The organism is Dolichospermum sp. DET69, from assembly GCA_017355425.1.
Lineage (GTDB): Bacteria > Cyanobacteriota > Cyanobacteriia > Cyanobacteriales > Nostocaceae > Dolichospermum.
This window is the reverse complement of record CP070234.1, coordinates 16,977-43,709: the sequence shown is the minus strand read 5'-3', so window position 1 is coordinate 43,709 and position 26,733 is coordinate 16,977. Positions and strand designations below refer to the sequence as shown.

Sequence of the window (26,733 nt, the reverse complement as noted above, 5' to 3'; positions counted from 1 at the left end):
ACGATCGCCCTGCCCACACCACAGTAATTGAGATTGGATGAGCCAGTTCATATCATCCTCTGGATTTGCTAGAACATTCCGACGCAAGGCGACACCTTCGCCCCCTCAACGGGGGAAACCCCCGCAAAAGGATGGCTCAGGAACGCACTGGCTCATTTTGTCTTTTGAGATTTGAACTGGCTAAAAAGCCTAGCTCTTTGATGAGCCATTTCTGGTCTGGTCAAAATTCCTTGAGTAGGGCTAAAAAATAATGCTAATAAAAATAGTAGGGAAACAACTAACACTATAGCCGCACCTGATGGCACATTTAAATAATAGCTTATATACATTCCAGTTACACTGCTAATCACACCAATAACTGCACCTAATTGCATCATTTGGTGTAACTCTTTGACTAATAAATAAGCTGTAATTCCTGGGCCAATTAGCAATGAAATAACTAAAACAACACCCACTGTTTGCAGACTAGCAATAATCGTCAAGGTAATAGCGCCAGTTAAACCAAAGTGAATTAAATTAATTGGTAAACCGCTTGCTTGAGCACCAAGTGGGTCAAAAGTATAAAATAGCAATTCTTTGTAAAATAGCTTAACTAAAATCAAGACAATAACTGTGATAATTACAGTCCGTTTCACATCATCTGTAGTTACACCTAAGATGTCACCAAATAAAAACTGATGCAGGTCTAATTTACTTTTTAATAGGGTAATTAACATGATACCCAATGCTAAAAAACCCGAAAAAACTAACGCCATCGCTGCATCAACTTTGATACGGGATTGAGATTGAATCCAAGTAATGACAAAAGTGCTGAGAGTCCCAGATATAAATGCACCTAAGAAGATATCAATCCCTAAGAAAAAGGCTATAGCTAGTCCTGGTAAAACTGCATGAGCAATGACATCTCCTAGTAATCCCATGCGTTGAACTATGAGATAAGTACCGACAACAGCGCAAAGAATACCCAACAGAATTGCTGTGGTAATAGCTCCCCGCATGAACTCAAAACTTAAGGGTTCAATTAGCCAATTCAACATTAAACTACTTCCCTATTAAATATAAATATACTATCTCCATAAGCACGTTGGATATTATCTGCTGTCATTACTTCTTTCATGGAACCATTAGCAATCATTTGTTTATTCAACAATAATAACTGGTCACATTTGGTCAAAGTAGTGCCTAAATCATGAGTAACTACCAGCAAAATCTTGCCTTGAGATTTTAGTTCTTCAAATACCTCAAATATTATGGCTTCTGTCTTTTTATCAACTCCAACAAACGGCTCATCAAAGAATAATAATTCGGCTTGTTGTGCTAAAGCTCTTGCTAAAAATACTCGCTGTTGCTGTCCGCCTGATAACTCTCCAATTTGACGCGATCGCAACTCTAATATCCCCACTCTCACCAAAGCATCTTTGACTATTTCTTGAGATGATCGTGAAGGTGCGCGAAACCAGCCTGTATGAACAGTCCGCGCCATCAGCACTACATTCCAGACTGTTATGGGATAATCCCAGTCAATTTGCGATCGCTGTGGTACATACGCAACAGAATTTAATTGCTGTTTCAAAGCGCGATCGCGAAATTTTACAACTCCACTCGTGGTTGGTACTAAGCCCAAAATCGCCTTCACCATCGTGCTTTTACCAGCACCATTGGGGCCAATCACACCCACAATTTGTCCCGGTAAGGAACGGAAACTCACATCCTCAACCGCCGTGACTCCCCGGTAATTTACAGCTAAATTTTTAACTTCTAACATAAATCTACCATTTATATGATAATGATAATCAATATAATTTAAGTCATCAGATTTATGATATCTTACAAACTGCAATTGAAATCCTTAGCGGCTCTTGCCTTAACCTGTGGAGTACTTGGATGTAGTCCAACATCCCAAACCAGTCAATCGACTCCCACGCCCGGTGATAATGCGTCTGCTATTCAAACGGGGACTTCACCAGCGCCAGAAGCCAGTAGTAAACCGTTAGTGGTCGCTACCAATACCATTGCTTGTGGCTTAACTAAAGAAATCGCAGGTGATACTATTGACCTCAAGTGTTTAATCGATCCAGGCTCAGATCCCCATGTATATCAACCTAAGCCTGATGATAGCAAAGCAATTGAGCAAGCAAAGTTAATCCTCTACGGTGGCTACGATTTTGAACCAGGTTTAATCAAGTTAATTAAAGCTACTTCAAATTCCGCTCCCAAGGTGGCTGTAAATGAAGTTGCAGTCCCCCAACCTCAGCAGTTTAACGAGGATGGTAAAACTGTTACCGACCCTCATGTATGGCAAAATGCCCAGAATGGCATAGCGATCGCCCAGACGATTTCTCAAGAGTTAGGGAAAATAGCCCCAAATAATGCTGCAACTTATACTAGCAACACGCAAAAACTCACAAATCAAATTAGTCAGATAGATACCTGGATTAAATCAGAAATAGCCACAATTCCACCCAAGCAACGCAAATTAGTTACCACCCATGATGCTTTCGGTTACTATTCCAAAGCTTATGGAATTCCCATTGAAGGGGCGCTAGGAGGTATTAGCACAGAAGAAGCGCCGACACCTGCGCGGGTAGGTGCATTATCAAAGGATATTAAAAAACAGGGTGTACTAACAATTTTTGCAGAGACAACGATTAACCCGAAACTCATACAGGCGGTAGCAAAAGAGGCAAAAGTTAAGGTTTCAGACAGAGAATTGTTTGCTGATGGTTTGGGCGAAAAGGGGACAGAGGGTGAGACTTACCAAGGAATGTTGATTGCTAATACACGCACAATTGTGGAAGGTTTAGGAGGTAAGTATACAGCGTTTGGTCCTAAATGATCGGAACCTATAAATCATCTAGGAGCCCACTATCCTCAATGCTGGTTGTCATCGCCACAATGATATTTTTATTCGCTGAAGACTGTCCAAAAGTTGGCTCTTGATTAATTAGATTACTACCAAAGCCGATATAAAAAACTATCAACAAACTTACGAAAAATCGACCGACCATAAAGCGGGAAGTGCTGTATGGAAATAAGGATGTTATCTTTATAAGTATTAGGGTGAATTTAAAATGCACTATTGTCTGATAGGGTGGTATAGCCTTCTCAGGATTTACAGAATCAAGACTTACGCAACTGGCACATTAGTAGGGTGCATCAGATGTCAAGAATTTGTTTATTTGCAAGATTTAGCCAGTCTGACGTACCCTTCAATTAATAGCATTTATATATTTAAATACCTACGATTGATAGCCATTTAAATTATTTCTTGATACACCATTTATAAATCTGTTAACAATCTCGCTTTTCTAAGCATAAATATTAATACAGTCTCTTCTTCAGCAATAATATCTGCTGTTACTTCCATACCGGATTGGATAGGATATTGTTTTTTTCCTCTTTCTAAATAAAGTTTTTCTGGTTCAATAGTAATTTCGTAATATGCTGTTGTTGTAGTATTTCCATGATTTTGTGATGCTGTTGAATCAGTAGATATCGCTCTTACAGCCCCAGATAATGTACCATAATCAGGGTAAGGATAAGTAGAAACCCGCATTTTCACCTTTCCTATTTCACATTCTGCAACTTTTTTGGCTTGACAAACTTTCACTTTACTAATATCAGCAGCATTAATACGGGATTTAATTACTAAAGGTGCTGTACTAGGAGAAATATAAGCTATAGCTTGTCCAGCACTGACTACTTGTCCAGAATTTCGCAGTTCTAACTTCAAAATAGTCCCTGCTGCTGGGCTAGTAATTACTGTTTTTTGCAGTTGATTTTCTATATCTTTAAGTTCTTTTTCTGTATTACTAATTTGGTTTTTAAGTGCAACTTGATTCTGAATTAAGCTTTTTTGTTCTTGCTTTAATTTAGCTAAACTAACTTCACCAGCAGCCCGTTCTTGGGTAATTTTTTCTGTTGCTATTGTGAGGACTGCATTGCTAGGATTCAATATTGCCAATGCCTTTTTCCGTTTAGCAATTGCTGTCTGTAAAGCTTGCTGTTTCTGCTCAATAACTTGTTTTTGAATATCCACATTTGCTGATTGAGATTTAAGAATTTGTTCCTGTTGATCAACAATTAATTGTGCTTCTTCTAGTTGATTTTGGGAAATTGAGCCAGATTGAGCTATGGATTGATAGCGATCGCGCTTGAGAATAGCTGCTTGAAATGCCGCTTGATTGGCTTTGAAATTGGCTTGGACTGACTGTAATTCAGATTGAGCCTTTTGCAAATCATTTTGGGCAATTTTCAGGTTTGATTCAGCTTCTTCTACTTCGCTATTAGCCGTAACTGTTCTATCTCGATAGTTACGAACTGTAAGTTTCATATCGGCTTTAGCAGAGGCAATAGAACCACGAATGCGAATAGTTTCTTCAGCAATTTGTCTTTCTAAAGCTTGAATTTGTCCATCTATTTGTACAAGTTGTAATTGATTTTGTTGGCTAGTTACTAGAATTTTACTTTTTTGATTTTGCAATTCTTGATCATCAATAGTAGCGATTTTATCTCCTCGGTTTACTGCTTGATTTTCTTGAACTAAAATTTTTGCCACAGTGCCTTCAATCGCAGGTTGAATAATGCGTAATTCTCCAGTAGGACGGACAATCCCTGGAGTTTTTACGGTGACTTTATATTTAGTAATTGCCGCTATAAAAAAGGATATAAAAACTAGGAAAAAAAGTAATAATCCACCTATTCTTACCCAATTATTAATAGGTGGTAAAAATTCATCACTTTTGATTGGAGGTAGAATAAGAGGCTGAAAATTATGCAAAATTTTTCTCCAATTATTAAATAAAAAAATAAATTTAATGAACATGAAAATTTGCACGAGAAGAAGTTTTATATTTCCTCTTCTCATGCAAATTTGACATTTAGCTATCCAAAATGCACCGAAAATACAAATTACATCAGAGAATATTACTCTGATGATATTTATGTTTCATTTCTGCACAATTAGCTAATAATTATGCCAGTGAAATTGTCGCAGCACTAGCAGAACCACAGCAATGGTTGCAAGTTTTGGTATGTACTTCACCTGCTAACAAACCACCAACCATAGACGACATATCATCATCAGTTAGTTCAATCAACCCAGCAGGATTTTCTGGCAGTTGTAACCGTTGTTCTTCGGTCAAACTAGCACGGTAGTCTTCATCTTTCCAAGCGCGAATGATATCATTGGTAGACATATACACCTCGATTTACTAAGAACACGAATTTGTGTTCTTTTTTACTATACATTATTTTGAGAATGATTCTTATTCTTTATAAAAAATTTAGATAATTTTTGAGAAATATGTAGTGGTAAAGCAAAAAACCATTGGTGTCAAATTCAGCTTAAACTTTTACCATACCTCGTTCCCAGTCTCTGGCTGGGAATGCTATTACAGAAGCTCTGCCTCTACTATTATTGAAGGCAGAGCCTTTTATAATTCATTCCCATACAGAGTATGGGAATGAGAAATGAGAAATACTCTGTATGGGAACGAGAAAACATCTTTTTAAAAAACTAAAAAATTGAGATGTTCTCCAGATTGAGAAAGTAAATCTTTTGGTGTTCCTTGAAGTTTTACCCGTCCCTCCTCAAGTGAGATAATCCAATCAGCGTGTTTAATTACTTGAGGACGGTGACTGATGAGAATAGTGGTTTTTCCTTGACGGTGAGATAATAATTGATTAAGCACTTGCACCTCACTAAGTGGATCTAGTCCGGCTGTAGATTCATCTAAAATCAGAATAGGTGGATCTGTAATTATGCCTCTAGCAATTCCTAATCTTTGTCTTTGTCCTCCCGAAAGATTTGCACCAAATTCGCCAATAATAGTTTGATATTTATTTGGTAATTTACTTATAAATTCATCAGCATTAGCTATCTGACAAGCTGTGATAACCTGCTCAAATGTAGTTTGAGAATAACCTAAACGCAGATTTTCAATAATTGAGCGACTCCAAAAATGAGCATCTTGGGGAACTAATATTACTTGTTCTCTTAGGCAATTCAGAGAAATGTCTTGTAGATTATATTGACCAATCCGAATATTACCTGATTTCGGCTGATATAAACTGGCAATTAGTTTAGCTAATGTACTTTTACCACAGCCTGACTTCCCAATTATGGCAATAATTTTACCACCAGGAATGATCAAATTAATATCTTTGAGTAATTCAATTCTACCAGGATGATGAAAGTTTAAATTACTAAAAATAATATCAGCATTCGCGGAAATTGTAACAGTTTCTAGGCGGCTTTCGACTGAAGTTTCGGGAGTAGATTCAATAACTTCCATTAATCGCTCAGTAGCAGCTTGAGTCCGAGTAATTTGGGGAACAAAATTCAGTATGGTATTGATTAAATCAAGAAAATTAGCACTAAGGCTATTTATTGCTAACAATTGTCCAATACTTAATGCTTTATCCATCACTAATGTACTACCAAACCATAAAATTATAATTCCACCAGCATTAAAAGCTAATCCAGAAAAAGTGTTATTAATAATTGCAATTTGAGTAGTCCGAAAGCTGAGGTTAGCTATTCGTCCAAATTGGCTTTGAAATTCTTCCCAAAAGTGAGGAACTGCATTCATGCTTTTCATGATTAGCGCTCCTTTAAAACTTTCTATGAGTAAACCTTGATTTTCGCTACTTAATGCTAATAAATTGCGGATACTTTGTTGAATTTGAGGCTGAAAAATAAATGTTGATAAGCTCATAATCAGAGCTATAATTATGGGAATTATCAATATATTTGGACTGTATATAAATATAAATAATAAAGAAACTGCTCCGATAAATATTTGTCCAGGAAGACTAAAACCAATAATATAAATTAAGCGATTAATTTCTTGAATATCTCGTAACCGGCTGGTAATTTCACCACTGCGGTGAACTTCATAGTACGCGAGAGGTAAATTTAAAATCTGTCTTCCAAATTCTAAGGTTAAGTCTAATTCTAGCCGTTGAGCAAAATGGGCGATTAAGTTCGACTGCACAAATTTAAGACTACTACTAATTAGGTTCATTAACAAAATAGCAATTGCTACACTTGAAAGAAGTTGTCGATCATTTCTTACTAACACATCATCAGTGAGAATTTGAATTAAAAATGGCGCACTCAAAGAAAGTACAGCAACTGCAAAATTTAGTAATAATGCTTCTAAAAGAATATTCCGGTAATTCCAAAATCGGCCAAAAAATTTCCAAAGTCCACCAATTTTATTTCGATCATCAGGTGTCAAATGAAAATTAGGACGTGGTTCTAATAACAACATTCCGCCATTTGTCCAACTGGCAAGTAGTTCTACTTTTGATAAGTAACGAATACCTGAAGCAGGATCAGCAATTACATATTTAGAACCTTTTTTTCCGTAAAGAACAACCCAATGATTACCCAACCAATGAATTATTCCTGGTAAGGGGATGATTTTCTGATCAACTAATTCAATTGAAACTTTGACTCCCCGCGCATTGAAGCCTAATTGTTGAGATCCTTGTTTAAGATTGAGTAATGTAGTTCCTAGTTGTCCGTTTCCGGTGGCTTCGCGGGTGCGATTTAGGGAAAAAATCCGCCCGTAATATTTGGCAATAGAAGCTAAACAAGCTGAACCACAATCTTCTTGATTATGTTGCAAAACAACTTGGTATTTCATGATTTTATAGGAGGTGCAAGTAATAATACTGAAGGTACGCGTTCAGGTGCAGCTAGTCGCAGTAAGCCATAGCCAATGCCTGCAATACCTGTCATTAAACTAGGAGTTTCTACGCCTAGTGGTGTTCCACAAAGCCAACCATGTTGAGTGATACTGTGGAGAATGCTGGCTGTTAGATGTTTTACCTCAGAGGCGTATTCAGGGGCTATGGTTTGACTGGCTTGTAGCAATAATTCTATATTACCTAAGTCGCCATGACATATACTGTGGTTGAGTCCAAATCCTTCCGTGAGGGTGGTCTTTAGTGCAGTATGAATTTCAGTCAGTATTTCTGCTTGATTGATGTGGATAAGTCTACCCTTTGTTAAGGAATCTAACCGTGCCAACCCAATTCCTGGTGTGCTTTGACACCATGTGCAGAGATAATTATTTGTGTTCAGAAGTACATTATTTGCGTGTTGTTCGTAAGTAATAGCAGCGATGGCTATTTCGTGAAAGCGCTCCATTTCAGAAACGGCGGCTAATTCCAATAAAGCCCAGGCTATGCCCGCAGCCCCATGAGCAAATCCTGTCAGAGGTTTTGTTCCTGCGAAGGGGGAAATCCAACGAATGCCTTTCTCTTGAGGTTCTGCTGTTTCTATTAAGCGATCGCCACATTTAATTGCTACCTTCAGAATTTCCTCATTAGGCAAATATTTATACAAATTTAGCAGACTCGCAATACAACCTGCCGCACCTGCGATGATGTCAAAATTTTGATCTTGGCAAATCAGTGCTGGTAACTTTTCTACTAATGTCCCAGCCATATTTAACAATTCTGGCTTTTGCCATAAAACGCCCAAATGAGTGAGAGTATAAATAACTCCACCCCACCCAGTAAAACCACCAATACAAGAAGTAGATAATTTGCTAGTTTGAATTTGTGTGATCATCGTTGTTAGTGCCGCTTCAGCTAATACTGTATAGCGGTTTTCTTGGCTAATTTCTCCCAAATAAGCGAGAAATAGGGCAATTCCCGAAACTCCATCATAGAGATCCAAACCTAAAGGAGTAATAGCCCAGTGAGTTCCATCAACAAATGATAAACCAATCCAACTCGCTGCTTCATTGTGATGTAATGCTAGTAATTCCAATTGATCGCCGACAGCACAAGCAAATTTAAGTAATTCTTCGGAAGAGGGAAAGATTGAGGATGTTGATAAACGGTAGCTTACCCATCCTTCTCCTCCAGCGTCTACCGCTAATGCACCCAAGGAAGCGCGGATAAACCAGATTTGCCGTTTTAAATCCTCTGAGTTTAACTGCTGAAATCGCCGCCGAACTTGAGAAATACTTGGTTCAGGCAGAAAATTTCTCAATCTTTGATTCTGACTATTCCAAACATCACAAGAATTAGGATAGGTGGTGAATATAGGGATATCTCCTTGCCACAAATCACCCTGTTCAGAAGTAATGACTTTCACTAAAAAAGGGCGATTTTGCACATCTATCCAAAGTTTATCAAATAAGCGATCGCGTTCTAAAGCATTACCTAAAACATGAGGATGAAAACTCTCTTGTAGCAACAATGAATAAGTCTGAGTCGGACGTAAAATAACCCGAATTTCATCAGATTCAAAACAGGTCAGAATTCCTGATTTCGCTAACAACTCTTCTCTAGAGTTCAAGAGTAATTCATAGACATTAGTAAAACCCTGAATAATTGCATCTTGATATTCTAAAACATTCACTTCAGCTTGATTTAGCTGTGGACGATTTTGAGTTTCTTGTGACTCTATTTGTTTACGAATAATTTGCACTTTATCTGAGCCTACTCCCTGTAGCTGAGGAATATAATGAGGCATAATTTGCCCTTTCGCGCCACCAATACCACTTAAATCTACTCCTCTAGATTTACTATTTGCCCATATTTTTCTAGGTAATAATCCTACCCTAAGAACTGATTCACTCATCATCATTTCTGTCAGCAGGGATGCTTGGAAATCACTGATAATGCGTGGATGAAAAAGTGATTCAAGATCAATCAAAATTGGTTGTTCACCAGTAGCAATCAAATTTTCATGATGAAAATCTGTCGCGTCTAGGGTATAAAGTAGGGCTAAATATCCTCCCAACCGTTGATAAAAATGCTCAACTTCTACCACTGAATGGCAACTTTGAACCTGCACAAATTCTATCCAACCATAACTACCACGTTCGATAACTTGTAGCGTCTGAAATTCTGGGAGTTTTCCTCGTTGATTAATCCATGTTAGTAGCTGTTGAAAATGTTTATCTATCGCTAAGGATCTGGGTTTATAAACTATTTGCAAACCAGAACTAAATTTAGCAATTATGACAGAACGTCCACCACGATGAGAATCACCTGCATTGCTATTTATTTCTACTAATGCACCGGGTTCTTTTCCTGGGCTAAATGTTGAACAAATTTCTTGCCAATCAGCACAGAGTCGCTGGATAAACTCTAAACTAACTTCTACCCATTGCTGAATATATATTACTAATTGCCTAGCTAAGACTGGGTATTCTTGCAATAAATTAAGTTGAATATCTCTAGTTTGGAGACTTTCTAGAAAACTGATAAACTTTTCTTCAGTATTATTTCCTGATACCCGATTTTGTAAACAGGCAATATTAAACTCCAGCACCATTGTTCGAGTTAACATTACTAATAAATTACTAGGCAAATTAACCAAAAATATGGTTTCAATTGTGGAGATATCAAAAAGTAAATTAGATTGGGTATTGGCAATTTTTTTGATTCCCTGACTTAGACGTTCGACACCTTCGCTAATTATTGGTTCTATCCCATACAAAAAAGCTCCAGATTTTTCATCTTTGTGTAATTCTGCTGGTGGAGTTATTTTAATTTCTGGTGGATTAGAACGAGAAAAAGCTGCTTCAATTTCTATTAACCAATTCGGAGGAACGGGAATGCGTTTAGCAATATTTTCCACGCTTTCACCCAAGAGGTAGCTAAATTCTTCTTCTGTGATACCATCAATTTCTAAACGTTGCTGAAAGGATAATTCGTCGTTAAAGGGAGTTTGTGATTTCCAAAGTTTTAATTTTCGTTCAGCTAAAGCTGGATTAAGTGGTTTTGAATCATCTATAGATGTAATTCTTTCTGTCAATCTTAGGGCTTGATACCAGGCTATGTTTTGTTGATTCATGACTTTATGGTAAGCTGCAAGCCCCAGAAGATACGGTAGTGATATTATTTTGAGAAATCGTCCCAATAGTATTATTTCCCGGTAATGTATTTTCAACTTGTAGTGTGGAATCCGGTGCATTATCGTTACTCAAATTTAAGGCTTCAATCTGATTATTATTTAACCTTAAACAAGCTTTTCCTTCTTCATCTATTGCTGTATTAAAGATGCCAATTTTATTATCGCTAAGTTGTAGAATTAGGTTAGCATTTCCTTCTACTTCGGCATTAAAATCGGTCTCAATATTGCCAGTTATTGTATTGAACTTAGCATTAACAAATACTTGAGAATTAATTCCGGGAAGAAAGGCGATTCCATCAATAGCATTACCAGTCAATGTATTCCCTTCCATGAAAATATTGATTTTGGCATTTTCACCGGTGGGAATAGTCAATCCTCTCCTGGCATTATTGGTAATTTTATTATTGGCAATAGTCAGATTATCAATATCACTATTTCCAACAATAGCTATACCATCTCTATTATTACTATTAACAGTATTTCCAGAAATATTTAGTTGTTGAATTTTGCCAGTATGAGGAATGAATTGTATTGGAGTTGTTGCTGTTAATGCAGTAGCAATACGAAGACCTTGACTACCATTATTTTCAATGACGTTATTGGTTATATTAGCAGTAGAAATTACTGTATCACCCGTCAAACCAATATTAATACCAAAACGTGAATTATTGCTAATTTGGTTATTGTTAATTAGCAGTTCAACTAAACCTGTCCGATTATCAATAGTCAGACCACTATTCAAAGAATTGATTAAGTTGTTGTTGGCAATAATCGCTTTTCCACTCACATTATTTAGCTGAATACCCGAACCACCCAAGCTGGTAATTGTATTATCTCTAATCGTAGGGTTAGAAATGTTTGTTCCCGTGATGGCAGAATTACTGGTAGCGTTATTGAGAGCGATCGCAAAACCAGATATAGTATTATTATTTCCTAAAGTAATAGTTTCTGTCACCTGCGGTAAAATCCCAGTTCCAGATAACGGTAACTGTACTGCTGATACCTGTGCAGTATTCAATATTTGTACTGGGCTATTTGATAAGACTGATACACCGTTAGGAATTGTAAACCCAGGAATTCCGGGATTTTTCCCAGATTGCACATAAATAATATCATTGGTTTGAGCCACAGCTAACGCATTTGCAACTGTACCAAAAGGACTTTCAACTGTTCCGTTCCCCGTTCCTTCACCTAAATTCACCTGCAAAAAACGATAGGGATTACTAGTATCGGGGTTAATAGCAGCGACTGTATCAATTTGCTGACGCTGATTTACAGTAATAGCTGCTTGACGCTCAACTGATTCACCAATACGTGCCAAACTATCGTTGCTGTTCACATTACGGGGACGACTGGCGGGAAAATTAGCCGCTACCGATAAAACGACTCTAGTATCAAATAAACTATCATTTTGTACTGATAAACTCAAGCCAAAATTATCACTTGGTCGCGCCACTAACCTGCCTTTAATACCGATAACACCATCGCTACCTTCACCAGCATAGTAGTACAATCCCCCATAACCACGTAAGTCACCGCTACCTAATGCTACTAATTTACCACCAGCTTCCATATCAAACCCAGTCATAGCCGACTCAAACAGACGCACCCTATCCAGTAACAGTGAGTTTTGCCCAAATTGGCTTGTACCAAGGAAATTGCTACTAACTTGATTCTGGGTATCACCAATGGGAACATAAGCGTTAGCGCGAAAATCCCAAATTTTACCGAGACTTTCTAACCCTGTTCCCAACTGATTAAAAGAACTCTTACCAGTATCGCGGATATCATAGGAAACATAACCGCCTAATACTCTCTTACTTTGACGGTTATAAGTGCGATATCCCAACACCACATTACCACCCAAGGTAGATTCCGTATCCCAAAGCAACTTTCCTTCGAGAAAAGTCAGATTACTACCTGAAGTCTGGAATAACGGAACAAAGCCCTCAAAGCTACCAAAGGAATTATAACCCGCACCTTCCGTAGTGTAACTTACCCCGAACCGAGGACTTATTGTTGCAGTGTCATTGGCTACTGCTGGTTTTAGTAACCCCCCAAATAGTAGCAAAGTGCTGTAAACACAGATTTTCAGCCTCTTTTTCACAATCTTAAAATATGAGAATGATTATTACTATTACAGAATAGCAGAGTATGCACTGTTAGCAAAGTTAGTGGAAAGAGGAGTTCCAGCTTCAGATATTGTTTTAGGGCTGCATCCCCCGTATAAACGTCCTTATACCAAATATGGTGTTGCTTAAAATTAACCTGTCAATAAGCATTCAGCCATTTTTGCTGTTCTAATGGCTGCCAAGCAATGTCCAGAAATTACGTTATTATTTTTCTGGTTTTTGTTGTATATTTACACAATAGCACGACTCCAATTTAAGCTAATTAAATCTAAGATGTAATCAACGGAGTTATCTATATAATCTTCTGATTTATCATTACCAATTACATACAATTTACCGCCAGTAATATAAATTTTATCTGGTTCTTGGTAGTAAGCTTTGTGACGACTTATCCATCCTGGTTTATCCCCAGTTGTTTCTACTTTTTCTATGGCAAATGTGTGGATATGTAATCTATAAACTGGAGTTTCATTATAGATTCTTGTACCAAGATATCCTAAATTACCAATGATATATATATATTCTCCCACTAATGTAGCAGAATGAAAATCAGTTGGCGGAAATACATCTTGGGGATAACCAAAAATATGAAAATTACCATCACCTTGATAAACTACAACATCATTATATATACAAAAATCAGGGTCATAGTAATCTTCATGTTCACCAGCTATTTCTACAATTCTGCCATCTGGTAATTGTGTAATAGTTCTGCCAAATCGCTGATAACACCATGCTGGATCTTGCCAATTTTCTGTATCATTAAAAATATTTTTTGCTGTATAAGCAGCACAACCTTCACAAATCATAGCTTGCCAAAAAGAAATATCCATTAATTCTGGATTAGCTGTACCAAAACGTGAATGTTTACCAGCAAAATATTGTTGTGTCGATAATTGGGATAGCGAAAATTTGCTGTTGGTAATGCCAGTGAAAACACGCCGCATATCATCGTTAATATCGTTCAAATCTTCACTAGCCGCAACCAACATTTTGACAATTTCCAGATTATTAGCTATCTTAATAGCGTTATCATTGCAATCATTAATTCTGCTAGGGTTTACGCCAGCTTCCAAGAGAATTTTTACACAATCGGTTGCACCACACTCGGCTGCAATTAATAAAGCAGTATTACTAAAATCATCAGTGGCTTCAATATCAAATCCCTCTGCAATTAACCACTGTAATATTTCCGGCTGATTGTTTTCTATAGCATACATCAACGGCGTTTTACCACAGTTTCCCTCATAGCTGGAATTTGCTCCCGTAGCTAGAAGTAATTTGGCTTTGGCTAGTTCACCTGCTTGAATACTCAACAACCAAGGAGTTCTATACCAACAATCATACACATCTTGATCTGCTCCTTGTTCCAGTAATAATTTTACTTCTTCTAATCTACCAAAAACAACAGCTTGCATTAATTCTGTCCATTGCAATTGGTCTGAATTAGCACCTGCATTTAATAGTAATTGAACAGCATCAAATCTACCAATACGAGCAGCTACTTTAATTGCCGTTTCACCATAGCTACTCATGCCATTGACAGCAGCACCTTTAGAAATTAGTAAATCTAAAATAGAGAGCAAGTTTTGGTCTAGCAAAATATCTCGACCGTGCATAGCATCAATTAAAACATCATATTCTTGAGGTGTTTGATAGTGAATATTCGCGCCAGCATCTAAAATTAATTGGATTTTTTCTAAATTACCCGATTGTACAACCAACCCAAGTACAGTATAGTCAGATTGTTCTGCAATAGCATTCACATTTGCACCATGTTCCAAGAGGAAATGAATCATATCAATACCTGCATTGGTGCTACTAACTGCATACATTAATGGTGTTTGCTGGGAGTATTCGTTTTCGTCTATACAGTCAATATCCACACCCTTGGCTATTTCATATCCGACTCCCGCAATGTTTCCTTGCTGTGCATAAATATGAATTTGCATAATTCTTCTTTTGTAAACTGCTAATCTAAAATTATGGTTGTTGCTAAATTTAAGTATGAATCATGCGTAGATATTACCTCCAGTAACAGGATTTGTGGTTTTGCCTAAATAGAGGATTATAGAAATAACATTCTAGCCTATATTTTAGCCCTTTAAAAGTTGCCAAATTCTTATCATTGCAATCCTGGAGTTTGATAAACTCGTGCTGGAAAATTCTCCAAAACATCAGGTTCTTGATGATTACCAGACCCCTGTTCCTCTTGTTCCTGGACTGTGGCCACATCTTCCTCTGGTAATGGCAACATCCGTCCTGCTTCCTCAATGCGGTCATACAATGCCTGTGTGAGCATTTTAATATCAGGAATTGTCACCTGACTTTCTAAAGCCAGTCTAACTTGTGTGTCCCACAGACCCTCACTTTCCTTAGCTCGTTTTTCATCTGTTTTCGACACAGGAATAATTAAAGGATAGGGAATAGAAGCTTGTCCCCCGGAACTGTAACCAGGACTGGTAATTACACATTTACCTTGGGGAAACTTGAGAATTTCATCGGCACTGATAACAGGCATCTTTTGTAAATTCTCACTCCAGCTAATTGAACGGCTCATTTGTCCACCAAGAGTTCGCCCAGTGGTCCGATTTTTAATCAGCACTTCCTTCTCACCGTAACGTTTTGAGTAATCTTCCGCCGTTTTATAGTTACCAGGATTAAATAAAACATGGGTACTGCAAGCCGAAGCAATGGCACTTCCCATTTTATCGCCATAAATATCGTAAAGCTGCTCTAAACTTTGGATACCTAAAATAAAACAAGCACCATTAGAACGATATTCATTAATCCACTGAGGCAGTCGGTCTAACTTAATTGATGGTAATTCATCCAAAGAAATAATCAACGGGTCTTTACGGGGACGGCTCAAATTACCGACAATCATTAAGTGCATTGCTGCTGCTAGTAAAGGACCAACCACACTACGACGTTCATCATCTAGCTTGAACACCACCATTTCTCTACCTGATAGCTGAGTGGGAATATCCGATTGACCGATGAAGGCCCGTAACAAATCAGCTTGAATAAAAGATGAGAAAGTCCCTGCCGCTGTCGTCAAAATCCCGGAAATAGTCTTTTCTGCGTCCTTAGCACTCAAAAATTGGATAAACGAGGTGGCTACCCATTCATCCAACCGTTTGGACTGGACCGCATGATCAAGACGTTGTACCAATTTTGGCAACCGCAACACCGCATACAGCATGGCCATATCTGGGTAGGGTGAACCCTTGACTAACTGTAATAATGCTTTTGCTAACAAATCCCCAGCTTTAGCAAAGAACTCGTCACTCTTACCCCCACTAGCAGCATTGCGGTTAATGACTTGACCAATTTCCCCAGCCATTACCCCATCCCGTGCATCCCGCATAAAATCCAAGGGATTGATGACACCACTAAAAGCTTCACCAGGGGCAAATACTCGCACTTTATAGCCATAACGTGCTGCTAGAGGGGCGTGCAGTCGCATTTGGTCGCCTTTTTTGTCGTAGAGTAAAATTGGAAACCCTTGCTGCATGGCACTTTCTAGCATCCGGTCAATGGTTGAGTAAGTTTTCCCAGAACCCGGCGCACCTATTACCAGTGTTCCCCGTTCGGCATGAGGAAACCAAACTGTAGGTGCTGCACCTAGCATGGTTTGCAGGTTAGCCATTAACCCCCGCCACTTCCCTTTTGTCCAGTAACGGGGTGTACCAGACCAGAGGGTAACTTTATTGTGTTTGTGTTCTTTGATTTGCTTAAATGCCAGGTTAGTGGCTGCTAGTTTTTCGCTGACACCGCAGACTTTACCAGTGGTGATTTTGCCTTTACCCGTACCACTGATTTGCAGTAGTATTAAAACTACCAACAGTCCAGCCATCATTGTCCAACCTTGGGGGTTGTTGTACTGTTGAAAGAATTTACCGAAGTCAATATTGGCTAGTGTTGGTTGGTAAGTTGGTAAGCTAATTAGTGCTGTTTGAGTAGTGAAATGGTGGTTTGGTAAGTTTTGCTGGTAAAGGTTCATGGCAGTTGTATATGGGTTTACCAGCAATTTTAGTGATCAAGGTAAAGTTAGGGAATTGACCTTTTGGATATTTTTTACTAACTCCAATAAAAGCTCCACATCTCACCTAATTTTCTGCACGATAAACAGATATTTATACTTTACAAGATGGATATCTACAACACGCTCCGCATCCCGTAAAGAACGTAAACAAGAGAGAGTAGCTATCGCAAAGAACAACAAAAATACATAAAAACCAAAACCGCCTACCATACCACAGAAACAATTATGGGAGAGGTTGAATATAGATAATCTATTTTGCACAACTAATTTATGATTCAGTTATTAACAACGGGACATCATAAAATTTAAACTTTTGATCTACCGTAATTATAGTTAGCCCTTCTACCAAAGCCTGAGCAATTAACATTCTATCAAAAGGATCTTTATGATACATTGGTAAGTCAGCAACCTTTATTCCATGTGCCAACGTCATCCCTAAAATCTCTAAATTACTAAAGCGTAAAGCTTCCTCTAAATTACTAGGAGCTATTAACTTTCCTAAAGACTGTTTAATAGAAATTTCCCAAGCACTAATAGCACTAACAAAAATTAAATTCTCACGATTAGTAATTACTTCTCGTACCTGATTTGACAGCTTAGAATCATTTTCTAAAAACCATAACAGGATATGAGTATCTAGCAGAAAACTCATTGTTCTTCTCCATAAAAAGCAGCAATCACTTCTTCTGAAGTGTCATCAAAATCATCAGAAATCTTAACCTGTCCTTGCCAAAAACCTGCAACCCTTGGTTCTAAAGTACCTTCATTACTCATCACTATGGAACTATGATTTAAACCTGCTTTTTCAACTGTAGGTTCTGCTTGAGATAGAGGCAAAACTTTTGCCCAAGGAACTCCCTGACGAGTTAGCGTAATTTCCACATGATTTTGGATATCTGATAATAAATCAAGTAAATTATCTGATAAGTAAGCAATATCGAAAGTTTTTTCTGACATTGTTATTTCTGTCCGTCCTACTCACTATAAATATTATATAGCAATCTGGTTTAATAATCTCCTTTTGTAGCCGCTGGCTGAGAACGCAATTCTAAAAGGGTATTTGAAAAGTCATGCTGTAGCTTGCTTAGAGTAGCACAGCGTAGTGTTCCACTTTGCTCCACATGGCTAATACTCCCGTAAAGGATACAAAATGACAATTATACCTTTTCCAATTTTTAAAATATTATGATTTCAACCATAACATTGCCACCTTTTCAACCGTCACCTTGCCGTTGCGGCAATCTCAAACTTGAAATCACAACACTACATTCAAGCAAAGTTACTAACTAAATTTAGAGGCTAACGCCTCAGACTTTGGACAATCATATTTATGCAGTCCAATGGTTAAATCAAAAGTTACAAACAACTCTAAACACCCCCATCAATCTCCTCCCAAAACTGCTGCTACTAAACCTAAAACTACCAAAGCCAGAGCAACTGAAATTGATGATGATGACTTTGAAGGAGAAGAATTTGAAATAGACCCAGAACTCTTGAATGATAACTATAACCAAGTCCGTAAACCGCTTCTTCCCTATGGTATCGTCGTTAATGATAAACCTGCTGGACTATTAATTCCAGAAGACCAGTTAGAAAAAGCTGGTTGGCTGGAAATGCCTGAAGAAGACGATTTAACTACTGTCACTTTAACTGAAGATGTTACCGGACTATTAATTACTGAAGGTCGGTTACTGGTTTTAGGTTTTGCACCAGAATATATCCGCTATAAATCAGATGTTGAAGATGTCGGTGGTTCGTTATTTGGACTTTATGATGATTATAAACAAAGTCTTGATAAAAGAACAATGGATGTCTGTTCTGAACACGCAATTATGTTTCTGGATGACAAGAATCAAGCATTACATACTACTCCTGTTGTTGTCCGATTCAAGAATGTAGCTCTCTGGAGTTTTAAATCAGTCCGTGAAGAGTTTTACCGTTCATTAGAGAAAACCTTTGCTGATTATTTCCAAGTACCATTTAGTGGTAAAAGTGATAAATGGCGAAGTTTAGGGGTGCTGGAAGTTGAGTTTAGAGCAATTAAAGAAGGTGAAGGTAAGAATAAACACAACTGTTGCAAAACTGTAGCCTATACTAAACCCACAGTTGAAAACTTTCCCCAACTGTATTTAGGTAAACCCGCAGCTAAAGCTTTAATTTGGCAACAACATGATGCTATCGCTGGTTTCAATGAACCACAATCTCTACCTGCTTTACCAGGAGAATCGGTATCTGTAGAGGTGGAAGTTTTACCACCAAACAAAAATAAGAACAAGAGTAAAACTCAAGCTGTCCGTAAATCCAAACCAACAACTAAACCACCTCGGAAAATTCAAGTAATTGAAGATGACGATGATGAAAATGACGATTTAGACCCTGATTTAGACGATGATGATTTTGAATTTGAAGATGATGATGAACAAGATGATGACGAATAGTTGAGTGCTATTAAATTACCTGGGTTGAACATAAAATCTGCCGTAGTCAAAAACTATGGCAGGTTTCTCACTGAAAAAGCTAGACATTATTTTTCTTTACGGTTATTGAATAACAAGAACTGTTACTTAACTGATTTATTGATAGTAGCCAAAAGTTGACTATCTGCAACTTGATAACGATTACCATTAAAACAGAAATTCAATTGCCGTAATTGCTGTTTTTCAGTTTGCAATACTTTAATACAAGGTAAAGACTGATTGCGGTTTTCTCCTACTACGAATAATTGCTTTCCTGGTGGTAATGTGGGATTTAAATAACTCAAGAATACCTGAGTAATTGGTTTGTCATTTCTGAGCCAATAACCAGCATATAAACAACCTAAAGCACCACAAACATCTGGAGTATTAAAGTTGAAAAGTGTCAGCTTACCATCTTTTTCTGACACATTCCAAATCAGTATATTTTCAGCAGATGCTTTAGGATTCAAATTTGTATTGTCTCTAATCACTTGTTCTAAAACAGGAGTAGAAACAACATCAACAGCTTTATTCCAATTCACAGTTGTAGCATTTAAACTACATCCTCCTAAACTGAAAAGCATAGAAAGTAGCACAAAGATACTCAAGCCAACACGAAACCAATACACTCCATAACGTATTCTCATAGAAGGTTCTGGTAATTGATATGCTGTTGTTTCTAGTGAGTGAGATTGAGTAAGAGAGGCTGATAAAGAAGAAACTCCCGCTCCTACTGCTGCTTGCTCAAATTGTATTTTTGAATGCAAATCAATATCAAGTGTTTCCTTTGTTTCTGGCTCATAAGATATAGAGGTTGTAGATAAATTAGTCATAAAAACCACGGTTGTAAATGTAGAACTTGCAACTTTTAAAAGCGTGAAAAAAGACGAATATAGTAGATTGATTTGTTGTAAAAATAGCTACAATAGCTAGGACATTTATTTGTTAATCGTTCCCTATTCACTTTCAATTAAATGCGATATACTAACCGATATTTACTACCTCTAATTAGCAGTATTTTGAGCATTACTAATATATCTAGAAGTGAAATTAGAAGTGCAGGTCAAAGTTCCGTTATCGCTGTTATTATTGCCATAAAAAGCTAAAGCAGTTTGTCCATAATCTTTCAGACTGAGACGACCAAAAACATCAGAACTACTAGCATCAACTTTGCTATTATCACCACCAAAATGCTTTTGAGCTACTCGTTCAATCAGCCGTTCACCAGTGAATAATTGTCCTGTAATTGGGTCTATTTCCGTTTGAGTTACTTGAATTTTATTGGCAATATCAGCCATAAATGCCCTATCCTGATCCGCAAGAGGAAAAAACTCAAATAATTCAGCTTCAGTAGGTTGATAACCTTGTTTAACTCGCTCAAGAAACTCTTCTCCTCCAGACTTGGCAGCAATTAACCGCACTGCATAGGGATTGTAACTCATGAATTGATACCTTCCCAGTCCTCGACCACAATTTAAACCCCCATCAGCGCAGGTATGCACACCAACAGCTTGATAATCTCCACTACCAGCACTTTCAATTTCGGCAATGGCGTTTCCTAGTAATGGCAAATTAACACCGTAAAAAGATTGACTGATAATTGAACGATTACTACTGGTAAATCTGCAAGGATTAATTTGACTTGTTGTGCTATTTTGATTGAGATTACTTCTCACCTCTTTATTTGCACCCGTAGGTGTAGAAGTGGTATTAACACTTTGCTCATTTCCACCGTCCACATTGCCTACAAACATCAAAGCATTCACCTGATAGCTGAAAAAAGGAATTGGACCGATAAAATAAGGTGTACAACCCATCTTCCAAGCGCAGAAACGAAAGTATAAAGCCGTATCTACTGTATCAGTGGTTTCATCTGTTTCCATGACCACAACTTTAAAAGCTTTACCAAAGGGTAAACGTCCTGTTGGTTCTCGTCCATTGTTAACCGCTTTGAGTATCCCCGAACCTCCCTCAACCTCCTGGTATTTACCGGAAATCCATTGCTTACCTTCAAGTGAACTGCGATCGCTTGCACCTACATTTTCCAAATTATCTAGTTCTAAATAAGCACAATCTTTTTGAGTACAGGGTACAGAAAAGCCTTGCACATCTGAGCCAGAAATTGGATTGTTACGGCGATTTTCTGCTATTCCATAAACCGCATCAATTCGCATGACTAAACTACCAATTTCACTGATAGGATTAGGCATTAATCCTAAAGGTACTTGTCCCAGTCCTGGAATATTTTTGACAAAACTATTCATCCAATTTGTCAAATCTTGAATTGGTACTGCTTCTAAATTAGGAATTGAAGTCAGCGAAAACTTGGACAAATCAATTTCTCCCAGCTTGATGTTCCCAACTTCGTATTGTGTCAATACCTGAGATAAAGTTAAATTTGCTGGTTGAATTCCTTTAGTTTTCAGTAAAGCAGCAATAGATTGAATATCTTTGACTGCTGTTTGAGCTAATTGAGGAACAACTTTAGCTAAATGACTCAATGTTTGTTCTTTAATCAAAGAAAATTCACTTAATGCAATATTGTTTAAATCAGTAGATGTTATCTCTCTAATAGCTTGCAAAGCAAACTTTTCTGCTTGCAATGCCTCACTGATATCTCCTAACTTCAAATATACATCAGGAGTCATGCCCACAGTCCAAGTCCGACTCAAATCATAACCTAATGTTTGGCTATAGAGACTGCCATCAATTGCCCCAGATTGACTGATACCTGGTAGTTGACTCAGAGAAATTTGCTTCCAGTCTGGCAACAAAAGTTTAGTTGCAGGTAATCGAGATTGAGCATTAGTAACTTCTACAATTCGAGTAGGCAGATTGCCATTATTAAATATGCTGTTTGCAGCCTGAACAGTGACACTGTAGATAATAAAACTGATGACAATTAGCACAAATATCCATCTTTTTGAATTGTTCATAATTCAAGTTTTCCTGTGAGGATGGTAACCACCACGGCAACACGATAACTACACCCCAATCAATCAAGTATTTTCTTAAATCAAGACTGGATTTGTTTGACTTTTGGGTGTACGTATTAGAGAAAATATGATTTATAAATCGCATTCCTGAATCCTGACGATTTACAACTCTAATTCTGGGGATGTTGACTGTTGACTTTTCTTAGACTTGTAACCTAAACCAGAGCCATATCCTGGTAATTTTGGATTGGGATTAGCTGCTGATTCGGTATAGGGTGTATCACCCAAGTTAATTTCAAAAACATTTTCTTGATAACCATCTTCAAATCTGTCTGTTTCCCAAGGATTAATATTATCCTCATCACCCGGCGATTGATAACCGTTGGCAGACTTAACCTGACGATTATTATCATCATCAAAATTTGATTCCTCAAGACTATAACCATGCGACTGATAACCCTTGGCAGATTTAACCTGACGATTATTTTCATCCTCAGCATTTTGATTTAATGCGGGTTCTTGATTCATTGGTATGACCTGAAAAACAATACCAATACCAGCATAAAAAATTGATTGATTAACGGCACTAACCGATTGGCTAATTATGTATTAGCCTATTGGCTATTTTGGGTGATGCGCTCATATCGAGAAGACAAATGGCACAAATCAACTTGATTCCACCCGAAGTCATAGCAGAAATCAATAATCGTAAAAATGCTAAACTGTCAGACAACACATTGAAAATGCTGCAAATTCTCGCTAGTTTAAATACCCCTAAAGAATTGTTAGCAACTTTATTAGAAATAGCCGAATTTTCTGTACACCATATTCGCTATCTAGCAGGTCCATTAGTGATTTACGGCAATTCTTGGGGTGATACAATTCCTCAATGGCTGAAGTTTGCTTGTATTCAAGACAGGTTAGAACTAATTTGCAATGAGTATGAACAAAATCAAGTTGGTGAATATGCCACAGCTACAGAAGTTCTCACTTACATGATGCCTGCAAGTTACGAAGCACCTTTGCATCGAGATTACGCTGACCTTTATCTTTGGGTAGGCAATGAAGTTTTAACTAAATACAATAAATTACCAAAAGATTGCCAGAGTTTTTATGAATTTATTGATGGTAATACGAACGATACTAGCAATAAATCCATCATTCATTTTCAGCAGGTAAAGAATGATTTTCACGATATTAGTCAGTCAATTCGCCGCAGCATAGTTAAACACGCAGCACAAGAAGGATGGGGGAAACGTCGTGTTAATGACAAGTCTAAGATAGACTCAATTGAAAATACTCCTCCTCCTGAATCTTCCTCCAATTCATCTGTACAAATGGACTTGTTTTAAAGTTACCAAAAATCCTCAGTTTTAAACTAGAAGTTCAAGACTGAGGATACATTTACTCTAACCATTGTTATGTTCTAAGTTTCATTGAATCGTGTTGATTGAATGATTGAAAGCAAGTGAAATGGAAGCTATTGCTTCGTTGTTTTTGATAATCAAATCTCAATTTAGTTACCATGAATATTCAATCAGTTCAAGAAAGTTTAAATTATCTCATCCTGGTAATTACAGCATTCTCTACCATTGTCATGCTTGTTGATTTCATAGTGGGATTAGTGCATTTATGGCATCAAGTCGCTCTTAACGTCGAATATTGTATCACTCACAAAACATCTGAACAATCAAATATTGAACCTATTGATACCACAAATAGCAATCTTAATGTTGAACAAGAAAATTGTCATCCATCTGCTAACTATAATTCTGTTGTTAATAGTTATCCCAATTCTGAAAATGACAATAAATCAGCTATCTATTATCATGCTTCAAATAGTTCTCTCAATGTTGAAAATGACAATGGTAATCAATCAAATGATAGCACTTCATTACAACCAGAACTTGAACTTAATAATTCAGTTACTATTAACATAGACAAAATTGATTTACGCACAGCTAGAAAAATTGCCAGTGCCATTAAAAAAGTTTCAAAACCCAAGTCTGACTTAATTATCAAACAAACAGTCAATGGTAAAAGCGTTCCTTTAGCTTGGTTACAAGCACAGATTAAAAATCGCTTAGAAATTGCCCCAGAAATTGTCAAACCAATTATTCAAGAATTAGCTGCTATTGCCATTAATAATTCTCAACACCATATCCAGCATCATCAGGTTGTCCAAACAAGTAAACGTCAGCGTCAAATTAGTTAATTGAATCAAGTTATAAGGAGAGGGATATTACATATAAACCTCTCTTTAACAAAGTTTGGAGGTTGAATTCCCCTGCTTCTAAAGGCAACAAGTTTTGTATCGTGTTCTAAATCCCCATTGCAAAACTTAATTACGCATTAATTTAATTATTCTTATCAAACAATACCGACTAATACTTATGGCTAAAAAGCCAAATTATCATCACTATGAATTACTCCCCAGAATACATTTTAGTCAAAGATACTCCCACTCTTAAAAGCATTATCAAACCTTTGTTTCATGCAGAAATTTTAGCCTTAGATTGTGAAACAACAGGACTCGACCCTTTAACTGACACAATTAGATTAATTCAAATAGCTGCACCCAATTACCCAGTTGTACTAATTGATTTACCAGCTATATCTGTGCGCGATAGCGCAGAACACAATACCGAAAATAATCGGCTACACTGCACCAGAAGCACTCGCACTGGAATTTATCGTTTACTACTCAAAAAACTCTTCTGCAATTCTGCTGTGAAAATCGCTCATAATGCCAAATTTGAATGGCAATTTCTCACCCAAGCTGGACTTCAACCTTCTGGATATTTCTTCGATACTCAACTTGCTTACCAAGTTGTGAATGCGGGAATTAAAACCAGTGCATCTTTAGAAAATGTAGCTCGTAAACTGTTGCGTATACAACTAGATAAAAGCTTACAAACTAGCAATTGGCATCAACAACTAACTCCAGAACAATTGCAATATGCTGCTACAGATGCTGCTATTTTACTTGACCTTTACCCGATTTTAGTCAAGAAATTAACACAGGCGAAATTGCTAAAAATTGCCCAACTGGAATTTCATTGTCTACCTGTTGTCGCCCAAATGGAACTCAATGGAATGTTATTTGACTTGTCCAAATGGCAAACGCTGGGTGCAAAGTTAGAAGCTGATAAAATAACTGCACTTCAACAGTTAAAACAACTGCGTCTTGCTGGTAAATCTCAACTATCACTGTTACCAGAATTAACGGATACTGTTAATCCTAATTCACCCCCACAAGTATTAGCTGCTCTCCAGGCTCTGGGTATTGCCATACAATCAACTAACCAAAAAGATTTAGTGCCTTTGGTTAATCAATATCCTATTATTAAGGCTCTTTTAGACTATCGCCACCTTGCCAAAATTACTGCTACTTTTACTGATAGTTTACCTAAACACATTCACCCCAAAACTGGGAGAATTCACCCCAATTACTATCAACTAGGCGCAAGGTCTGGAAGATTTTCCTGTCGTCACCCACCATTACAAACCATTCCCCGTCATGCGGCAGCTAGAAATTGCTTTATTGCTGCACCTGGCTACCAAATTTTAGCAGCAGATTATTCGCAAATCGAGTTAAGAATTGTCGCGCGTCTGAGTGGTGATGCTAAGATGCGCCAAGCCTACCGTCAAGGTGCTGATTTGCACAAACTCACGGCAGCTTTGGTAACTGGTAAGCGGATCACGGAGGTTAGTGAAGAAGACCGCAGACTGGCTAAAGCGATTAATTTTGGACTGATTTACGGTATGGGGGCTGCTAAACTTCGCATTTATGCTGAAACTAAGTATGGTGTGACAATGACACTGGATCAGGCAAAGGCTTTTAGAACCAGGTTTTTTGATGCTTATTCTGGTGTCACTAAGTGGCACGAAACGATTAAGCAGGCATATTTGCGGGGTGTTAAAGAAAGTCGGACTTTAGCAGGGAGAAGACGGAGATGGGCAGATAAACCCAGATTAGCAGAAATGCTCAATCATCCTGTGCAGGGGTTAAATGCAGATATTAATAAGTTGGCGATGGTGAAGCTGATTAAGCCGTTAACTAGGACTCATGCAAAGTTGATCTGCGTTGTCCATGATGAAATTGTCCTGGAATGTCCAGAGAATGAGGTTGAGCGAGTGAGCCGGATGTTACACAGATGTATGGTTGCTGCGGCTCTTAAGTTTCTCAACCCTGTGCCTGTGGTAGTAGATATTACGGTAGGTGATAGCTGGTAACTACGGGACTTAGACAAGAATTGTCTTGATGCTCCCG

The 26,733-nt window shown here is 37.6% G+C and carries 19 protein-coding genes and 1 pseudogene; 6 read left to right on the top strand and 14 right to left on the bottom strand.

Annotated elements, in window-relative coordinates; translation table 11 throughout:
• Positions 1-152: 152 nt before the first annotated feature.
• Positions 153-1,037, bottom strand: coding sequence for a metal ABC transporter permease (locus EZY12_26920; protein QSX70979.1), 885 nt, complete (start codon positions 1,035-1,037; stop codon positions 153-155).
• The gene (locus tag EZY12_26915; protein ID QSX70978.1) at positions 1,037-1,765 is read right to left on the bottom strand and encodes a metal ABC transporter ATP-binding protein; all 729 of its coding nucleotides are present in this window, start codon (positions 1,763-1,765) and stop codon (positions 1,037-1,039) included. Before EZY12_26915 ends, EZY12_26920 begins: the two co-directional genes overlap by 1 nt.
• 54 nt (positions 1,766-1,819) lie before the next feature.
• Here EZY12_26915 and EZY12_26910 point away from each other — a divergent pair, with 54 nt between their 5' ends.
• The gene (locus tag EZY12_26910) at positions 1,820-2,836 is read left to right on the top strand and encodes a zinc ABC transporter substrate-binding protein (protein QSX70977.1); all 1,017 of its coding nucleotides are present in this window, start codon (positions 1,820-1,822) and stop codon (positions 2,834-2,836) included.
• 444 nt (positions 2,837-3,280) lie between these two features.
• On the opposite strand, the gene EZY12_26905 is transcribed toward EZY12_26910, so the two are convergent.
• From EZY12_26905 to EZY12_26885, 5 genes are all read right to left on the bottom strand, one after another.
• The gene (locus EZY12_26905) at positions 3,281-4,825 is read right to left on the bottom strand and encodes an HlyD family efflux transporter periplasmic adaptor subunit (GenBank protein ID QSX70976.1); all 1,545 of its coding nucleotides are present in this window, start codon (positions 4,823-4,825) and stop codon (positions 3,281-3,283) included.
• A gap of 148 nt (positions 4,826-4,973) precedes the next feature.
• Positions 4,974-5,198: a mersacidin/lichenicidin family type 2 lantibiotic gene (locus EZY12_26900; protein QSX70975.1), complete on the bottom strand. Its 225-nt coding sequence runs from the start codon at positions 5,196-5,198 to the stop codon at positions 4,974-4,976.
• 312 nt (positions 5,199-5,510) lie between these two features.
• On the bottom strand, positions 5,511-7,655 hold the full coding sequence (locus EZY12_26895; GenBank protein ID QSX70974.1) for a peptidase domain-containing ABC transporter: 2,145 nt from the start codon (positions 7,653-7,655) through the stop codon (positions 5,511-5,513).
• Positions 7,652-10,828 (bottom strand): type 2 lantipeptide synthetase LanM family protein, encoded by a 3,177-nt coding sequence (locus EZY12_26890; protein QSX70973.1) that lies wholly within the window; start codon positions 10,826-10,828, stop codon positions 7,652-7,654. Before EZY12_26890 ends, EZY12_26895 begins: the two co-directional genes overlap by 4 nt.
• Before the next feature lie 4 nt (positions 10,829-10,832).
• Positions 10,833-12,995 carry a right-handed parallel beta-helix repeat-containing protein gene (locus EZY12_26885; protein QSX70972.1) on the bottom strand — a complete coding sequence of 721 codons (2,163 nt, stop codon included), beginning with the start codon at positions 12,993-12,995 and terminating at the stop codon, positions 10,833-10,835.
• Positions 12,996-13,056: 61 nt separating this feature from the next.
• Here EZY12_26885 and EZY12_26880 point away from each other — a divergent pair.
• A pseudogene (locus EZY12_26880) lies at positions 13,057-13,149 on the top strand (XisI protein).
• Between the two features lie 101 nt (positions 13,150-13,250).
• Here the strand turns inward: EZY12_26880 and EZY12_26875 are convergent.
• From EZY12_26875 to EZY12_26860, 4 genes are all read right to left on the bottom strand, one after another.
• Positions 13,251-14,975 carry an ankyrin repeat domain-containing protein gene (locus EZY12_26875; protein ID QSX71019.1) on the bottom strand — a complete coding sequence of 575 codons (1,725 nt, stop codon included), beginning with the start codon at positions 14,973-14,975 and terminating at the stop codon, positions 13,251-13,253.
• A 170-nt stretch (positions 14,976-15,145) separates the two neighbouring features.
• Positions 15,146-17,026, bottom strand: coding sequence for a type IV secretory system conjugative DNA transfer family protein (locus EZY12_26870; GenBank protein ID QSX70971.1), 1,881 nt, complete (start codon positions 17,024-17,026; stop codon positions 15,146-15,148).
• A gap of 310 nt (positions 17,027-17,336) precedes the next feature.
• Positions 17,337-17,720 carry a type II toxin-antitoxin system VapC family toxin gene (locus EZY12_26865; protein QSX70970.1) on the bottom strand — a complete coding sequence of 128 codons (384 nt, stop codon included), beginning with the start codon at positions 17,718-17,720 and terminating at the stop codon, positions 17,337-17,339.
• Positions 17,717-18,025, bottom strand: a complete 309-nt coding sequence (locus EZY12_26860; protein QSX70969.1) for a hypothetical protein — start codon at positions 18,023-18,025, stop codon at positions 17,717-17,719. The genes EZY12_26865 and EZY12_26860 overlap by 4 nt, the downstream gene beginning before the upstream one ends.
• A gap of 383 nt (positions 18,026-18,408) precedes the next feature.
• Between EZY12_26860 and EZY12_26855 the strand changes: the two genes are divergently transcribed.
• On the top strand, positions 18,409-19,506 hold the full coding sequence (locus tag EZY12_26855) for a hypothetical protein (GenBank protein ID QSX70968.1): 1,098 nt from the start codon (positions 18,409-18,411) through the stop codon (positions 19,504-19,506).
• Between the two features lie 122 nt (positions 19,507-19,628).
• Here EZY12_26855 and EZY12_26850 read toward each other — a convergent pair whose 3' ends face one another.
• The 3 genes from EZY12_26850 to EZY12_26840 form a co-directional block, all read right to left on the bottom strand.
• Positions 19,629-20,357, bottom strand: coding sequence for a hypothetical protein (locus tag EZY12_26850; GenBank protein QSX70967.1), 729 nt, complete (start codon positions 20,355-20,357; stop codon positions 19,629-19,631).
• Between the two features lie 171 nt (positions 20,358-20,528).
• Positions 20,529-22,433, bottom strand: a complete 1,905-nt coding sequence (locus EZY12_26845; GenBank protein ID QSX71018.1) for a M23 family peptidase — start codon at positions 22,431-22,433, stop codon at positions 20,529-20,531.
• Between the two features lie 189 nt (positions 22,434-22,622).
• Positions 22,623-22,988 carry a hypothetical protein gene (locus tag EZY12_26840; GenBank protein QSX70966.1) on the bottom strand — a complete coding sequence of 122 codons (366 nt, stop codon included), beginning with the start codon at positions 22,986-22,988 and terminating at the stop codon, positions 22,623-22,625.
• A 128-nt stretch (positions 22,989-23,116) separates the two neighbouring features.
• On the opposite strand from EZY12_26840, the gene EZY12_26835 reads away from it, so the two are divergent.
• From EZY12_26835 to EZY12_26825, 3 genes are all read left to right on the top strand, one after another.
• Entirely contained in the window at positions 23,117-23,812 is a 696-nt protein-coding gene (locus EZY12_26835; GenBank protein QSX70965.1) for a hypothetical protein, read from the top strand.
• 173 nt (positions 23,813-23,985) lie between these two features.
• A complete protein-coding gene (locus tag EZY12_26830) occupies positions 23,986-24,675 on the top strand; it encodes a hypothetical protein (GenBank protein ID QSX70964.1) in 690 nt (229 codons plus the stop codon).
• Between the two features lie 206 nt (positions 24,676-24,881).
• The gene (locus tag EZY12_26825) at positions 24,882-26,696 is read left to right on the top strand and encodes a bifunctional 3'-5' exonuclease/DNA polymerase (protein ID QSX70963.1); all 1,815 of its coding nucleotides are present in this window, start codon (positions 24,882-24,884) and stop codon (positions 26,694-26,696) included.
• Positions 26,697-26,733 lie beyond the last annotated feature (37 nt).